The sequence below is a fragment of the Paenibacillus sp. 1182 genome (assembly GCF_017833915.1).
GTDB classification, from domain to species: Bacteria; Bacillota; Bacilli; order Paenibacillales; family Paenibacillaceae; genus Paenibacillus; species Paenibacillus polymyxa_D.
Map to the genome: position 1 here is coordinate 244234 of NZ_JAFICR010000001.1, position 15523 is coordinate 259756.

Below are 15523 nucleotides of genomic sequence, written 5' to 3' on the forward strand. Positions count from 1 at the left end.
CGTATTAATGAATGGAGTAATCCGTATCCCCTTTGATAGAAATAGTGCTACTGCGGCTTTGCTTGCCAGGCCCCCGTTGTTGGAAGGTCGTGTGCAGAAGATGATGCGACACATGACCCAGCGGCTCACCTAGAAATTCATCATAAAGTTTAATGATGTGAGGGTTCTCATGCGATTTTCGTACCTGGCGTGCAGCATCATGTCCATAGATGGAGGATTTACGTGCCCGATAAGCTTCAATTCGTTGCTTTTCTAACATGATCTTGGGTTGTCCCCCTCCACTGATACATCCGGCAGGGCAGCCCATCACCTCAATAAAATGATAATCACATTCGCCCGCCTGGACACGATCCAGTAGCTGATAGGCATGCTGTAGCCCGGCGACGACCGCTACCTTGAGCTGTAGCTTGCCTACCTGAACCTCAGCTACTCGAATGCCTTCCTCACCACGTACAAAATCGAGTTGGAGCTTCGGCAGTTTTTCATTCGTCAGCAGCTCGTAACCTGTACGGATGGCAGCTTCCATGACTCCTCCAGTGACTCCAAAAATGGAGCCTGCACCGGAATATTGCCCTAACGGTGAATCGAATTCTTCATCAGGCAGGTTTGCAAAATCAATTCCGCTCTGCTTGATCCAGTATGCAAGTTCACGCGTGGTCAGTACCTCATCCACATCACGGTAACCGTCTGATTCCATTTCAGGACGATCGCACTCAAATTGTTTACAGGTGCATGGCATGATGGCCACGCTGTATATATTCGCAGGCTCCACCTCGTCCAGTTGTGCGCCATAAGACTTGATAAGCGCTCCTAACATTTGCATCGGAGATTTACAGCTGGATAGATGGTCTAGCAGATCGGGATATTCAATCTCGGCAAATCGGACCCATGCTGGACAGCAGGATGTGAACATAGGCAAGGGACCGCCTTCGGTCACGCGACGAATCAATTCCGTGCCTTCCTCCATGATGGTCACGTCAGCTCCAAAGTTGGTGTCATATACCCGGTCGAAACCAAGGCGGCGCAAAGCAGCAGCCATTTTCCCAGGCGTCAAGGTGCCAAACGGCATACCGAATTCCTCCGCGAGTGAAACACGAATAGCCGGAGCACATTGGACGATCCGAAACTGTCCAGGTTTGCTCATCATATCGCTTACCTTATTCAAGTTGTAGCTATAATAGGCAGCGAATAGCGGCTCTCTGATGTCGGCAGGCATATCGCGTTCTTGTATACGCTCCAGCCGTCTAGCGGCGCTTTCCTGTGGAGATGAACCTGCCCAGTCAGATGCGTATACGCTGCATATTTGTACACATTGACCGCAAATAACACATCGGTCTGCATTAATGGTTTGCGGTTCTCCAGGCAGTCCCTCTATGGCATCTACTGGACAAACCTCAGCACAGCGTCTGCATCCCGTGCAGAGCGTCGGGTCAATATGAATGACAGGGTCTGTGCAATCAGTCGTCTTCATACAAGGAGGTGAAGAGATCTTGTCTATAGTGGTTGACATGTTTTTCTACCTTTCTGCGGCTGATTTTGACCTTACAGGCGTGGGAAAAAGACTTCCCGCCGAGGCTCTGGAGGCGAGTCGGATATACCTTTGGCCAGCCGTAGGACATGATTCGGGCAGGCATCTACACATGCAGGCTGTCCGTTCTCTGTTTCCGCGCACAGATCGCATTTGCTTGCCGCGGTGCGGGGAAGGGCCACTCGATTTGCCCGGTGAGTCAGGCCGGACTGCGTCACAAGGTGTCCGGCCCGGTAGACCGGAGACACCTCAATTGCCCCGAAGGGGCAGGCCAAAACACAGGAAGTACAGCCGATACATCGATCCTCATCTATCATGACGACTCCGTCCTCCTGACGAATGGCCTGCACCGGACAGGCATGTGCGCAGGGGGCATTTTCGCAATGCCGGCATTGCACCGGCACATACGTATCCCCTGTACGAACAACATACACCTTGGGTACGACAGGAACGCTGACGGTTCCGACCGAAGCTCCTATACCGTTAGCCTGACTGTGAACGGCGAAGCACGCCAGTTCACAGGCTTTGCAGCCGATGCACTGCCCGGCGTCTGCGACTACAAAAGAAGAAGCAACAGCGCTTGTTCTACCGGCTGCTCCCATTCTACTCATCGAAGCTGACCGGGTATCAGTCGGACGGTGCATCATATTCCCTGTGCCGCTCATCTTGTCACCTTATCAGCCAAAACAGCTTCCTGGACGTTCATCTGTTTGCGAATCTGTTGGTACGATTCATGTACATCACGTTCGGCCTGAGCTTGGTCGGCGATTCGTTCCAGGCGGATGGCACAGTATTTTAATTCCGGGGTTTTGGATACCGGATCGAGAAAATCAGCGGTCAGCTCGTTGCATGCTCCAACCCACCAGTGATAGGTCATGTAGGTCGCACCTTGTTGCACACGGTCACTGATTTGTGCCCGAGCCATGATGCGTCCCCGGCGGGAGGATATGGCAACAATTTCACCATCCAGAATATTCAGATCTGCTCCGTCTTCCGGGCTAATCTGAATAAAGCCAGGCTCATCAGACAATTGGCGCAGCGCACGGCAATTGCCAGTCATGGTACGAACGGAGTAGTGGCCTACCTCACGGACTGTAGACAAGACAAGCGGGTATTTTGCATCCGGTTGTTCTTGTGGCGGACGCCATTCGCAGGCGAATAATCTGCCTTTGCCACTAGGTGTCGAAAATTGATTTCCTTTATACAAATACGGTGTACCTGGATGATCCTCAGTAGGGCAGGGCCATTGCACGCCGCCTTGCTGCTCCATTTTTTGGTAGCTGGCACCGGAGAATAATGGGCAGAGGCTACGCATTTCATCCCAAATTTCCTCTGTGTTTGCATAGGACATAGGGTAGCCCATGGCGGTAGCAACCTCGCTAATAATAGCCCAGTCTGGCTTTACATCACCCTGTGGCTCGACGGCCTTTCGGATGCGCTGAAAGCCCCGATCTGCCGAAGAATATACACCGTCATGCTCGCCCCAAGCAGTAGAAGGGAGGATGACATCGGCATGCAGCGCTGTTTTGTTCATGAAAATATCCTGGACCACGACAAATTCCAATTGGTCTAGGGCTTCACGCAACTCGGCGGCGTTCGGATCACTTTGTACAGGGTCTTCGCCGAAAATGTAATAAGCTTTCAGCTTGTTCTCCTTCAGGATGAGGTGTGGTACCTCCGTAAGTGGATATCCTTTTTTGCGCGGTAGCTCAACACCCCATGCTTTTTCAAACTTTTTGCGGACTGTGGTGTCTGTTACATCCTGATAGCCAGGATACACATTCGGTAAAGCACCCATGTCACAGGAACCCTGTACATTGTTTTGTCCCCGTACTGGTCCGATACCCACATTCGGCTTGCCCAGATTTCCGGTCAACAGTGCAAGGGAAGCGAGCCCTTTTACTACGTCAACGGCCTGTGAAAATTGGCATACGCCCATTCCGTACAAAATGGTAGCGGTAGGGGCCTTTGCATATTCCCTCATAGCCGCCCGGATATCGACCGCCTTGACCCCCGTAATGCCTTCCGCATATTCGGGAGTATATTTTTTAATGCTTTCTACGTATTCGGCAAAGCCTTCGGTGTTTGCTTCCACATATCGTTTGTCGTACAGTCCTTCATGCACAAGTACATGACCAAAAGCGTTCACCAAAGCCATGTTCGAACCGCCCTTTAAGGGTAGCCACATATTCGAGATACGAGCTGTTTCGGTCATGCGCGGATCGCATACAATAATTTTGGCGCCTCTTTGCTTGGCAGCTACAATGCGTCTTGCGACGATCGGATGTGTTTCGGGTGCATTATATCCAAATACGAAAATGAGATCAGAGTGTTCAATTTCAGGAATAGAGTTGGACATAGCTCCATCTCCGAGCGAGTAAGTCAAACCTGCCACAGAAGGGCCATGGCATACACGAGCGCAATGGTCAATATTGTTCGTGCCAATGACCGCCCGCATGAACTTTTGCATGACATAATTGGCCTCATTTCCCGGACCACGTGCGGAGCCCGTTCCCATAATGGAGTCGGGTCCGTATTTTTCCTTAATTGCTGACAGCCGTTCGGCAGTATATTGAATGGCTTCCTTCCACTCCACTTCCTCCATAACTCCATTTTTGCGAATCATGGGCTTGCGCAAGCGTGCAGTCAGAATTTGCGGGTCATTCAGAAAATCCCATCCGTAGTGTCCTTTTAGACACAACGTTCCTTCATTCGTACGACCACCAGCCGGCTCTGCGCCAATTACCTGTCCTTTTTCCACCAGCAAATGAAGCTGACAACCGCTCCCGCAGTAGGGACATACGGTCAATACCTTGTCTGCCATAAGTGCAGCACCTCTTTTATATGAAATAGATGAAACTCGAAACATAAAAAAAGCCAATACAAAAATGCCGCTTTACGCTGCATCCTGTACTGGCTTATCTGCGAGCGAGGAGACAAGGCTCCTTCCCGCTAATCCAACCGGTGTATGTGTTGTAGTTCTAGAGTAATGATAATGTGTCCGTCTCCATGGACGGAGGGGCAGACCTCCCAAGTATAAGTGAAGGGACTGCCGAGTGTTTTTTCGGCTTCGTTCATAAACTCCTTTTCCAGATAGGGACGAAGGACGTCCCAATATTCTCTGACCTTGTCCTCAGCCCCTTCATGAACGAGAATTTCGGACAGATTAGACAATGTACCTCGAATTTCTACCGTAATCCGGAGCGGCGAATCCAGTGAAACCTTGACGTTGTCCGGTCCTTTTCCCCGGTAGTGTTTGACAATACATACGGCCAACTTCCTGATGCGCTCACGGTATTCCAATTCGGTATTCAACATCTGGACACTCCGCTTCGAATCAAAATAAAGGTGTACTTGCCGCACATGCCAGACAGCCTGTGTAGCTAGTTTAGAACAAGACGTAACCGTCCCGACCAAAGTGGTCTGCCCAGCACGGCGTATCACTCTTCTATGGTAGAACAGGTTGGCCCGGAAAGATGTGAAATTCATTACACTGAACCAAAATTTTACATGGATTAGCCCCCTCTTGAAGCAGCTTTACCTCTATGGTTTGTATGATGCTTCTCGTTCTATCGCATTGCTTGTACAGTTCTAATACAAAAGCAGTAGATGAATTTATCATTATTACATTGAACGAAAATGCTAGTCGAACACCAGAAGATATAGATATGTTATCCAAAATGGGTGATATCGTACGTGATTCTGCAACTACCATGATATGTGTGGGATTGGAAGTGGTATTCGTGAACATCATCTTCAGGTATGCGAATTCCGGAAGATTAGTTGCTAAGAGGAATACTGGGTACACAAAGTCATCAATCCAAAGCTAATTTGTCTGTACACAAACCACAGATCCAAAGCAGATTGCCCAAGCCAATGCCTGTTACAGCACCCGACGAACAGCGTTGGTTTTCAAGTCGAGACCCATAATAAAGTGGCAGCAAAGCAATTTATCGCACTGTACAATCGCTTTCATCATGGGGTAAAGTGCGGGTTCAAGATGTAGAATCTATGCGAAATTTAGTTGTAGAAGGGCAACTTAAAGGTCGCCAAATGAAGAAATTACTGCAACGTGTGGCTGAACATAAAGCCGCAAGTCAAGCCATGTATAAATAAAGAGAAGAGGTCCGTGCTAGAATGCATGGGCCTCTTCAAACCTTTAATAATTGATTTTATAAAACTTTACTGTTTAACCAGAACGGATAAATCGCCTTCAAAAACTTGCTCCTCTTTGTGGTTGAAAGTCGACAGCATTACAGTAACGAGTCCTGTTCCATTCCTCATCTCTTTTACTCCAATCACTTCAACGATGGTGTACAATTCGTCGCCTGGATATACTGGCTTAATAAATTTAATATTATTCATAGCAGTTCCAGCAATAACCTCATCACCGTAACTCCCTGTTTCAACCCAAAGCTTAAAAGAAACAGCTAATGTTTGAATTCCTGAAGCGATAATTCCATTAAACCTGCCTTTTAATGCTTTCTCTTCATCTAAATGCATATATTGCGGGTCAAACTCCCTTGCAAATCTGGTAATATCCTCTTGAGTTAATTTTAAAGACTTGGTTTTAAATACTTGTCCGATATAAAATTCATGAAACCGCATTATTACACCTCTTGATTAAATTATTTGCTTATTTATAGAGTAGCATAATATCACCAATCAAGTTAAACTGTCCGTTAGCTTAATGACGTATTGTCCGTCTACAAATTTATATTCACTGAACAATATTTCCCTTTAAAACTCGTAGCGTTATAGCAGCAAATTAATTTAAGATACAAGTATGAAAAGCCTCTGATAATTCAGGGGCTTATTTTGCGTCTTGAGGAGGTGACGAAATACATGGCAAAGATAAAATCCACATTGGATATACAACTGGATCTAACCAGATCGGTTCAAGAATTGACTGAGGTTATTTCTGCTGTAATTGCTTCACAGCCAGCACGCCGGAAAGAAATTCTTATAGGTTTGGATATTGCGGTAGGAAATGCATTAGCAGAGATACAGGCCCAAGAGGAAAAGAATCAAAAAGCAAATGATGATAGCTCAGGAAAAGTTTCCTGAACGGAGAGACGGGGGAAGAAGGTTGGATAAGTGGGAGTTTTTAAGTTCTGTACTGCTTTAGGAAGCAGCGCTGTGACGTATTTTTATGGTGGGTGGTCGGGAGTATTGGGGGTGTTACTTGCTCTGGTCATTATTGATTATGTGACCGGCTTATTTGCCGCTGCCGTAGAAGGTAAGAAGGGTACCGGACCAGGTTTAAAAAGCAAGATTGGTCTTATCGGTATAGCTCGACAGAACTTATGTACCGTTGCGGTCTCTGGCAGATGCCTTGGGCTTATCTTATCACCGGGACAACACCCGTAAGGAAGCGTATTTAAACAGAGCCAAGCTGCAAACTGTCCAACTTGTAGACGATACGGCTTATGTGCAACTCAAGCCAATTGCAGAATCTTACGGGCAGTAGTGTTCTGGGATTCAAAAAATAAAATCGCATCGTTGAAAACGAAAGGGGAAAAGTAATCATGCAATCAATTATCGAAACTGTGCAACCTTACGTAAATACCATCGCCACAGCCGCTGTGGGTGTGCTTACAGCGTTTGTTTTAGGAGGTCTGAACAAAAAACTCAAAACTAAGGTTAACGTGTGGCTAGAAGCGCGTACTACGGCGGCACAGAGGGAAATAATCCATAAAATTGCTGGGGAGGGCTTTGCTTTTGCTCAAACAGCACTTAAAGAAGCTGGAGGAGAACGTAAGCTTCAGGAGGCTTTGCAGTATGCTTCACTTACTCTTTCCAGTCAAGGTATCGTAGTATCCCAAGTAGAGTTAAAATCCGCGATTGAGAAGGCATATCTGGAGTATAAGGCCAAAACAAAAGTGGCACTCGCTACTGACGCACAGCCAAACGAGGAGGCAACACGGGCAGCAGCTAAGGAAGCTGTATCGGGTCTTGCCGCGAAGCTTAATGATTTTTTGGCTCAGGCTACAGCAGAGGTATCATCCGGTCAGGTTCAGACAGCAACTGAGTCTATTCAAGAACCAACAGAATCAGTACAAGCGCCTGCTACGGAGCAAGACTAATACGGCTATAGTTACAAAGTAAACACTAAACAGATAAGGAAAGCCCGAAAGATAGCGTAAACTTGCTTCTTTCCGGCTTTTTGGCATGTTGCTAGTCAGAGCAATTACTTGTTCAGCAGCATGAAGTTATTGATGAAACCCTCTTCTTGTATAAAGATGGGGGTTTGAATTTTCGATGTGAAATCATAATAATATACGCCGCGTCTTTCTGCCTGATTTTTCTGAGAAGTGCTGCCCAAATAATAGACCCCCTTGCCATCCGGGGACATATAGACAAATTGGCGGGATAAAAAGGGCAACTTTATTTTGGTACGTTTACCTGTTGCAATATCAACCAGACTATACTCGGGATTGCCGTGATTAATGAAACGAGTGGTTATGAGGAGCAGCTTATCATTACTGCTGGACATTGAAGTTATTTTCTCTTTTTTTAGTGTGACGATAGAACGCTCTTGCTTGGTAACGTTATTGATTTCTGTAACCTTGTTGTCCGGGGGGACCATAATGGTCTGTGTTCGGTCTGAGATGTCACCTTGTTTATCTCGCTCCCTCTCCGAATACTGTGAATTGTAAATTGTATTTTTTTCTGAATTATAGGCTATAGACCAAGTGATATTATCTTGGTTTTCATCATGCATAAATTTCATGGCGTGCGTTGTTTTATTGTAGAAAATAGTTTTAAGTATACGTTCTCCTTTTTTGACCGCAACCAGAACGAGTGGGCCATCTGGAGTAGTTGGTACGATACGATTGATGGCAAACAAATTATCGGTAAGCTGTTCGATTTTTTTGGTATTCAAGTCATACGAAAATAATTGGTCTCCCTTATCACCAACATCGGCAGAGTAATAAATTTTGTGATCAGGCAAGGACACTACAGAAAGCGGGTATTGAGAGGTATAAGGAACATCGGCCAGCTTGGTCAATTTTTTGCTGTTTAAGTCGTATGTCATAACTCGCATAACCATGCCTTGATCTGATTTCTTCCCATTCACATACTCTGTATAAGTCATGGATAGATACTGGCCTTTCCCGGCCGACACTACTTTTTCATTTGATTGGGCCTTTTTGGGTACAGATGATTCTGCTGGTGGGGTAAAAGAGGGAGAGCAGGATGACAATAAAGCTGGCACGAGCAGGGAAAGTATAAAGAATCTAAAAAATTTGTAGCTACTTGTTCTCAACACGAAGCATCCTTTCTGAGATAAGTGATGAATCAAACTGAAGATGATAACGAAAAGGGAAAGGATAGGACGCGAGATCCTATCCTTTTTTGGTATAAAGATCTTAAAAATCATAGGAATATCTTGCTGAAAATGAGACGTACGAATGCCATTCTAAACCTAACTTCTCTACACCCGTTTTCCAAATATCAATGACTGCATCTGGAAGACTCCCGTTATCAGCTTTATAAAAATTAGCTACGGCATTATTATCATAATTCCTTACCCGAATTTCTGTCCCGAAGTCGGGATTATCAATGGCTCCTTTTGTTGCACAGTCACCTCTTTGGAGTCTATTGGAATTTTCCCCATACGTGTCTGTGAAGTTTGTTCCTCTCCCTGTGCCTCGAACATAGCCACTAGATGTTCCGTTAATTTTAATTTCATTATCATGATCTCCATATGTATAAGTCCCAGGTGATTTGCGTGTACCGCGTGGTAATGCTTGAAGTGAAACATTATTAGTAGTAATCGCATTTTCTTTTTGATCAGGCAAGATAATATCTTTGATAAAACCTTCGCCATCATAAATTACTTTTAAACCAGGCTGAGGGTCAGGGTTATCAATATGATATACCGGTAGTGATTTGGTTGCTTCATCGATCTCTTTATCCTGTTGTTTTTCTTTTTCTAGCTCAGCCTGTTGTTCAGCAGTCAGTGGAGCAATAGCAGCTTTAGATTTTTGCTGTTCAGGTACCGGAGTTCCTTTTTCCAATACAACCATGTTATTGTTCTCATCGTATTGAATGATGGTACCCGCTAACATGCGGTCAGGGATTTTATCTCCTTTTTCGGCATTGGAGGTAGCTGGATAGGCGACCCCAAAAGAAATGAGTAGCGTTGCAGCTAGAAAAGCTTGTGGTAGAAATTTTACTTTCAAACAAAACGCCTCCTTGAAATATTTGTAAATACAAAGCCAGCGTAAAGGAATCTACTAATATTTTCAACCTTTTTATGGCATATATGAATATATTTAATATTTTTTAAGATGGGTATAGGCTGCGGAGAGTGTTCTTTACGTCATTTCATGCCACCGATTATGCCGAAGTTCTTTAATAAAATGCAAAAGAAATAAAGGTTATTGACAACTGTTAAATTATGGACAACAATAGAATGCAATAATATAAAAGTTTTGGAATTTCTGTATGAAGGGTGGATATGACATGAAGCATACACCTACGATTAGAGCAGAATTAGACGGATATTTAAAACAAGAAGGTTTGAGTCTATCGCAATTTGGGCAAGTTGCAGGCATGAATAGGGGGGCGCTAAGTGCCATTGTGACAGGAAACAAGCCTATGTCTGTTAACCAGCTTGATCTAATTACTGAGGCGATGGGTTTACCGGAAGGCCACTTTTACGACTTATTTATAGAAAACTACATCATCGACACGCCCCCGAATATGAGACGAATCGAGCCATTTTTGTATCGTTGTGCGGAGTTGGACAAGTTGGATGCGATCCGTCGAGTGGTAGGAGCCATCATGGACAATCTACTTTATTCGCCCAAACTGTTTGACATTGCAGAAACCCTATTCGCTCAAGGACGCCATGCTGCGGCGCTGCTGCTCTATGAGAGTGTAGCAGAAGCAGAGAAGTACCAACATTCTGAACGTCTGGCAGTCTGTCAATATCGAATATTTACGATTCAAATTGGAGATGATCAAAGTCGGAATATGAAGGCAGCTATACTGTTTGAGCCTTATGTCGAGCGTTTGGATGAAATAGATCAGCTTGACGCATTGAAGGATTTGGCAAACGTATATAGGTCATTACGTAAATGGGACAAGGTAGACGAAATGGCAAGGCAAATGAGAGCTAAAGCGGAAATCCAGTATAGTTTACAACACCAAGAAAAACGAAAGTTTCTAGATGATGAAAAGAGAACAAGAGGGCCGTTATTTGGATACATTGCTTATGCTGACCTGTTGTGTGCTAGTGTTTGTGAAGCTCAAGGCGATTATCAACAAGCTCTACAATATACATACGCCTATGCGGATTTAGACTGGGTTAAAGAGGATGACGAGGACACAAAACACTGGGTAAACCTGTTCAGTCACTGGGCGGTAGGAAATACTTACGTATATAAGCTGTTGTCAGGAGAAATAAGCCTGCTGAACGATTATGTTGAATATATTGCTACAACATCAGCCGCTAACGAGAATGAAAAGCTTTCAAAACTGCTGAATGTTATAATCGCAGCAAACCAGTTTAGCATAGATGTAGACGATATACTCAAACGATTTGAAACGCTAATTGCGACTTTTTCACAACAACCATCATCAGATGATATGTATACCCGACAAGTGATACCGGATTATATCGCGTGGTTTGGTTACGAGTTAGGTTTTTATTATTTATACCGAGGGAAGTACATTGATGGCTTTAAATATTTGATGAATGCAATGGTAAAGTCACATATAATAAATAATGAAACTTACTTTATAAACTGTATGGGGTTGTTTGTTCGTTTTCAAGCCCATGCAGTTCCTGAAACTAAAGCTGAGTATTTCAATTTTATTGAAAGGGTGTGGGAAAACAATGTTCAAAAAAATGGTACTTTTAGTCATCGCGGCTAGCTTTTTGTTTATTGTTACTATGCCGGACCAAGCCTTTAACCACCACCATAGTATTCAGCCTAACGTTACCATTGGAGGATTTTAAAGAAAAAGCTCTGCTAACCTTATGGTTGGCAGAGCTTTCTTCAGTGTAGGAATTACCACACGATTTACTCGAATACTATTTCTGAAGTGATCAGCATGAACTATACATATAGAGTGTCAAAGTCGGATATAGAACTTTTTGCAGATGCGTTAGGCCAGGTAAGAGTATATGTAGTACAGCCGTTGAGCAATGAGTTGATAACGGTCGTTGACTACGGCGGAGTAGTGGAAAAGTTTTCGCCTGATGCAATTAAGATTAACGAGTCGTATTTCTTTCGTAAGCAGTTTGAATTTAGAGTAGATCTTAAAGAACCTACCAAATTGTAATCGGTAGCCTTAAAGGTAGACCATAACAAAAAATAGGAGAGGAAAAGGATGAAGAAAAGAATATTTCTGTTCTCGATTTTATCTTTAGCTATAGCAACTACGGTAGGTGCTGCTTCAGCTTCACCAAGTATAACTAGCAAAAACACCATAATTAATCAAAGATCGGGGGGAAGCGCAACTGTAAAAGAATCCTTTAGTGTCCCTAAAGGATGGGGTCATGTTAAACTTCGTATGAAGAATCACTCTGATCATCCAGTAAAGGTAAGTTTAACTCACAGCGGTTCAAACAAACTATATATTGAAGGATTAGTAATCGCTCCTCACGACACAGTGACTTGGAAATCTACTGACCAAGGTTTCAGCGACGGTTTGCGTTCTGGAGACTACATACTTCAGTGGAGAGGCAGCGACTATAAAGTTAATGGGGAAACATGGGGGGTAGCTGATTCACAGCCTGGAAATCTCTAAGTTATCCTAGCTATACAACTGTCCTTCTAGCCGTTTGGTGAGGAGGGCTAATTATGCGTTTGTTCAAGCCAACAAGTGAATTAATCCCCTTAATTGTTCGGTAGAGCTTTTTTTCATTGATCAGTTTGAATTTAGAGTGGATGTGAATAAGGACTCCGCTGGTATGTAACCAGTATGGAGTCCTTTGGTGTTTATTATTTAGTTGAATACTCACTTACTTCAACGTAAGGATTTTGTTGAATATTACGTAGTCTTTACGGTTGCTGAATGGTCCCTTGTTGTTATTGTGCTTATCAATGGCAAAGAATGAAGGACCTCTACCAGTATCCTTTGCGTCATACCAAGCGGTGAAAGCATTCAATTCTTTTTTACTCAGATCGAATTCTTTATCAAACCCATTACCCATGGTTACAGTAAGAATAGCGCGGTCACCAGTTGCTTGAGAGGCCTCATCTGTATCGGACGAACCAGGTGTTGTAGACGGATCTGGTGTTGGTGTTACCGGCAAATTATTGTACATCTCGAAGGCTCCAAGTGAAAATAGAGAATTACCATTATTACTAGTGATGTTCAAACGGTATTTTTTATATTTTGTTTCATTGGTAAATGAAATTCTTTTTTCTCTTTTTCTTTCCAGTTAGTAATATTTTTTTGTGTATCGAGAATGACCCGTGAAACACCGTCCGACCCTTCGAACATCCAATCTTTTGGCGATTCGGTTAAACTAGATCTACGTGGAGCCAACACATATTTGTTGACAACTACAGGACTTTCAAATTCATAAGCAATCCAGCGTGGATACTTCGCCACGCCTCATAATATAGTATTGAGAAGATTTAATATAATTCCAAGTAATAACAGGGGAGTAGGATCGATCTTGGGTAAGTCATCAGTTAGATAAATATGCAAATATTTAGATTGTATTTATAGATTGGCAGGTTTATGTTTAGACACATTTCGAGGAATATACTTCCAAATATATACAGTAAAATAATGAAGCCTCTGTCACTCCACAAGGAGGAGGTCAAACTGACCCTGAGCAACTCTCAGGTAATCGCGCAATCATGGTATTGACCATGACTACCGGTTTGGACAAGGAATTTGACTTAAGCATGAAAGAGGTCAATGACTTTATCGCTTGGTTGAGAGCAGACAGGCTGGTACTGGATTGACTAAGCATTTTTTGTTAAGAAGCCCTTCCTTTAATCAAGACCTCGCATAGCCTATGGAGTATAGTACCCTAAAATAAAGGAGGCGTTACGTGTGGGGGAAATGAAAAGAGACTACGCGGGAATCACCGGAAGAGTTTGGACGTCGATAGCTGCTGTCTTGGCACTGTTCATTTTGCTGGTAATCATCTTGAAATTAATTCATTTATAAAGATTCTTAAGCTCCACCAGCAGCCACATTAGCTCCTGAGGAATGTATAAGGTTCGCCGTTCGACCCGTCCCCGACCTTAAAGAAGTTGGTGAAACAACAACGTTTTGAAAACAACAGAATGACCTTCAGCCGCTTTTCCGGAGTGGGTAGGGGAATAACCCCTTAACTACGCCTGATCCACGCCGGAGCGGCTGAAATAAGTGGACTGTTTTTACTATTAAGAGCTGATAGAAATCAGTGCAAGGAACCGCCTATATTCACCTCATCTATTCTTATAGCCTTAACCTATCACTTCTATAGATATCATATCTTAGACCAATCAGACATCCCGTGGTATATTGTTGACATTCAAGAGAGAGCCGCTCAGCTTCTCTCCACTAGGTTCGAAAAACACAGGGGTGAATAATGATGAGTAAAAAGACTATGTTCGAGAAAATTTGGGATAACCATGTCATCTATCAGGAAGCAGGTAAGCCGAGTATTTTGTACATCGATCTTCACCTCGTACATGAGGTAACATCGCCACAGGCGTTTGAGGGATTACGTCTTAGCGGCCGTCAGGTACGTCGTCCAGAGCTTACGTTTGCAACGATGGATCATAACGTACCGACTAAGGACCGTTACAATATTACGGACCCGATTTCCAAGCAGCAAATTGATACATTAACTCAAAATTGCCGTGATTTCGGTGTCACACTGTATGATTTGGATACGGTGGATCAGGGTGTCGTTCACGTTATGGGGCCTGAACTTGGTCTGACTCATCCGGGCAAAACGATTGTTTGTGGTGATAGCCATACTTCCACACATGGGGCGTTCGGAGCACTCGCTTTTGGTATCGGAACCAGTGAGGTAGAGCACGTAATGGCAACACAATGTCTCCAGCAAGCCAAAGCCAAAACGATGGAAGTTCGCTTTGTAGGTACCCGCAAACCTGGTGTGACAGCAAAAGACATGATTTTGGGTGTCATCGCCAAATACGGTACAGATTTCGCTACAGGCTATGTTATTGAGTATACAGGTGAATCTATTCGCGAATTGAGCATGGAAGAGCGCATGACTGTGTGTAACATGTCCATAGAAGGCGGAGCCAGGGCAGGAATGATTGCACCGGACGAAACCACCTTCAACTACTTGCGTGGACGTCAACATGTAGCACAAGGAGACGCTTTCGAGCAAGCGGTTGCTGAGTGGAAAGAGCTTGTCACAGATGAAGGCGCTGAGTTTGATGTTGTGCTGGAGTTTGACGTAGATGCTTTGATTCCTCAAGTAACCTGGGGAACGAGCCCGGGTATGGGTACAGATATTTCCTCAACCGTACCGATTCCGGCAAAACTGCCAACCGAAAACGAACGTAAAGCGGCTGAGAAAGCGCTTGAATATATGGATTTGAAGCCAGGTACTCCGATCACGGATATTGCGATTGATTATGTGTTTATCGGCTCGTGCACTAATGGGCGGATTGAAGATTTGCGTGCAGCCGCTGAGGTTGCCAAAGGCTACAAGGTTTCTGACAAAGTAACGGCCATCGTCGTACCAGGTTCGGGACGTGTGAAAATTCAGGCTGAAGAAGAAGGACTGGACATCATTTTTAAAGAAGCAGGATTTGAGTGGCGTGAAGCAGGATGCAGTATGTGTCTTGCGATGAATCCAGACGTGCTGCAACCGGGACAGCGTTGTGCTTCGACTTCTAATCGTAACTTTGAAGGTCGTCAGGGACGCGGAGGACGGACTCATCTGGTATCTCCAGCAATGGCAGCCGCTGCGGCGATTCATGGGCATTTTGTTGATGTACGGGATTGGAAATTCAAGCAGGAAGAAGTAGTCCGCTAGGATACAGAGGAGGA

Annotated in this window: 16 protein-coding genes and 2 pseudogenes; 9 read left to right on the top strand and 9 right to left on the bottom strand. The window is 44.3% G+C overall.

The annotated features are described in order from the left end of the window. Positions 1 to 4: 4 nt before the first annotated feature. The 5 genes from JOD82_RS01245 to JOD82_RS01265 form a co-directional block, all read right to left on the bottom strand. Positions 5 to 1510: a [FeFe] hydrogenase, group A gene (locus JOD82_RS01245; RefSeq protein WP_245248879.1), complete on the bottom strand. Its 1506-nt coding sequence runs from the start codon at positions 1508 to 1510 to the stop codon at positions 5 to 7. 32 nt (positions 1511 to 1542) lie between these two features. Continuing rightward, a complete protein-coding gene (locus JOD82_RS01250) occupies positions 1543 to 2193 on the bottom strand; it encodes a 4Fe-4S dicluster domain-containing protein (RefSeq protein ID WP_029517399.1) in 651 nt (216 codons plus the stop codon). Then, the gene (gene fdhF / locus JOD82_RS01255; RefSeq protein ID WP_209947410.1) at positions 2190 to 4352 is read right to left on the bottom strand and encodes a formate dehydrogenase subunit alpha; all 2163 of its coding nucleotides are present in this window, start codon (positions 4350 to 4352) and stop codon (positions 2190 to 2192) included. Before fdhF ends, JOD82_RS01250 begins: the two co-directional genes overlap by 4 nt. 128 nt (positions 4353 to 4480) lie before the next feature. Next, on the bottom strand, positions 4481 to 4846 hold the full coding sequence (locus JOD82_RS01260) for a hypothetical protein (RefSeq protein ID WP_013310644.1): 366 nt from the start codon (positions 4844 to 4846) through the stop codon (positions 4481 to 4483). 864 nt (positions 4847 to 5710) lie between these two features. Then, complete coding sequence (locus JOD82_RS01265; protein WP_029517401.1) at positions 5711 to 6136, bottom strand: MaoC family dehydratase; 426 nt, start codon at positions 6134 to 6136, stop codon at positions 5711 to 5713. A 237-nt stretch (positions 6137 to 6373) separates the two neighbouring features. On the opposite strand from JOD82_RS01265, the gene JOD82_RS01270 reads away from it, so the two are divergent. The 4 genes from JOD82_RS01270 to JOD82_RS01285 all read left to right on the top strand — a co-directional run bounded on the left by JOD82_RS01270 (position 6374) and on the right by JOD82_RS01285 (position 7614). Then, positions 6374 to 6595, top strand: coding sequence for a hypothetical protein (locus JOD82_RS01270; protein ID WP_165146841.1), 222 nt, complete (start codon positions 6374 to 6376; stop codon positions 6593 to 6595). A 111-nt stretch (positions 6596 to 6706) separates the two neighbouring features. Continuing rightward, positions 6707 to 6898 (top strand): phage holin family protein, encoded by a 192-nt coding sequence (locus JOD82_RS28915; protein ID WP_312887660.1) that lies wholly within the window; start codon positions 6707 to 6709, stop codon positions 6896 to 6898. Beyond that, positions 6843 to 6998, top strand: a complete 156-nt coding sequence (locus JOD82_RS01280) for a hypothetical protein (RefSeq protein WP_245248880.1) — start codon at positions 6843 to 6845, stop codon at positions 6996 to 6998. Before JOD82_RS28915 ends, JOD82_RS01280 begins: the two co-directional genes overlap by 56 nt. 58 nt (positions 6999 to 7056) lie before the next feature. Beyond that, complete coding sequence (locus tag JOD82_RS01285; protein ID WP_209947412.1) at positions 7057 to 7614, top strand: phage holin, LLH family; 558 nt, start codon at positions 7057 to 7059, stop codon at positions 7612 to 7614. 104 nt (positions 7615 to 7718) lie between these two features. Here the strand turns inward: JOD82_RS01285 and JOD82_RS28920 are convergent, their stop codons facing one another. Further along, positions 7719 to 8912 carry a hypothetical protein gene (locus JOD82_RS28920; RefSeq protein WP_245248881.1) on the bottom strand — a complete coding sequence of 398 codons (1194 nt, stop codon included), beginning with the start codon at positions 8910 to 8912 and terminating at the stop codon, positions 7719 to 7721. Next, complete coding sequence (locus JOD82_RS28925) at positions 8902 to 9717, bottom strand: hypothetical protein (protein WP_245231627.1); 816 nt, start codon at positions 9715 to 9717, stop codon at positions 8902 to 8904. The genes JOD82_RS28920 and JOD82_RS28925 overlap by 11 nt, the downstream gene beginning before the upstream one ends. A gap of 283 nt (positions 9718 to 10000) precedes the next feature. On the opposite strand from JOD82_RS28925, the gene JOD82_RS01300 reads away from it, so the two are divergent. The 3 genes from JOD82_RS01300 (at position 10001) to JOD82_RS01310 (ending at position 12295) form a co-directional block, all read left to right on the top strand. Then, the gene (locus tag JOD82_RS01300) at positions 10001 to 11416 is read left to right on the top strand and encodes a helix-turn-helix transcriptional regulator (protein ID WP_039271170.1); all 1416 of its coding nucleotides are present in this window, start codon (positions 10001 to 10003) and stop codon (positions 11414 to 11416) included. Between the two features lie 180 nt (positions 11417 to 11596). Next, on the top strand, positions 11597 to 11827 hold the full coding sequence (locus JOD82_RS01305; RefSeq protein ID WP_029514980.1) for a hypothetical protein: 231 nt from the start codon (positions 11597 to 11599) through the stop codon (positions 11825 to 11827). 48 nt (positions 11828 to 11875) lie between these two features. After that, positions 11876 to 12295 carry a hypothetical protein gene (locus tag JOD82_RS01310; RefSeq protein ID WP_069010667.1) on the top strand — a complete coding sequence of 140 codons (420 nt, stop codon included), beginning with the start codon at positions 11876 to 11878 and terminating at the stop codon, positions 12293 to 12295. A gap of 194 nt (positions 12296 to 12489) precedes the next feature. Here the strand turns inward: JOD82_RS01310 and JOD82_RS01315 are convergent. Together JOD82_RS01315 and JOD82_RS01320 are read right to left on the bottom strand one after the other, a co-directional pair. Then, positions 12490 to 12788 (bottom strand): annotated as a pseudogene (locus tag JOD82_RS01315) (SPRY domain-containing protein); the annotation flags it as partial. A gap of 77 nt (positions 12789 to 12865) precedes the next feature. After that, positions 12866 to 13105 carry a hypothetical protein gene (locus JOD82_RS01320; protein ID WP_029514978.1) on the bottom strand — a complete coding sequence of 80 codons (240 nt, stop codon included), beginning with the start codon at positions 13103 to 13105 and terminating at the stop codon, positions 12866 to 12868. A 239-nt stretch (positions 13106 to 13344) separates the two neighbouring features. Here JOD82_RS01320 and JOD82_RS01325 point away from each other — a divergent pair. Together JOD82_RS01325 and leuC are read left to right on the top strand one after the other, a co-directional pair. Further along, a pseudogene (locus JOD82_RS01325) lies at positions 13345 to 13463 on the top strand (fibronectin type III domain-containing protein); the annotation flags it as partial. 621 nt (positions 13464 to 14084) lie between these two features. Then, a complete protein-coding gene (gene leuC, locus JOD82_RS01330) occupies positions 14085 to 15509 on the top strand; it encodes a 3-isopropylmalate dehydratase large subunit (RefSeq protein WP_069010663.1) in 1425 nt (474 codons plus the stop codon). Positions 15510 to 15523: the final 14 nt, after the last annotated feature.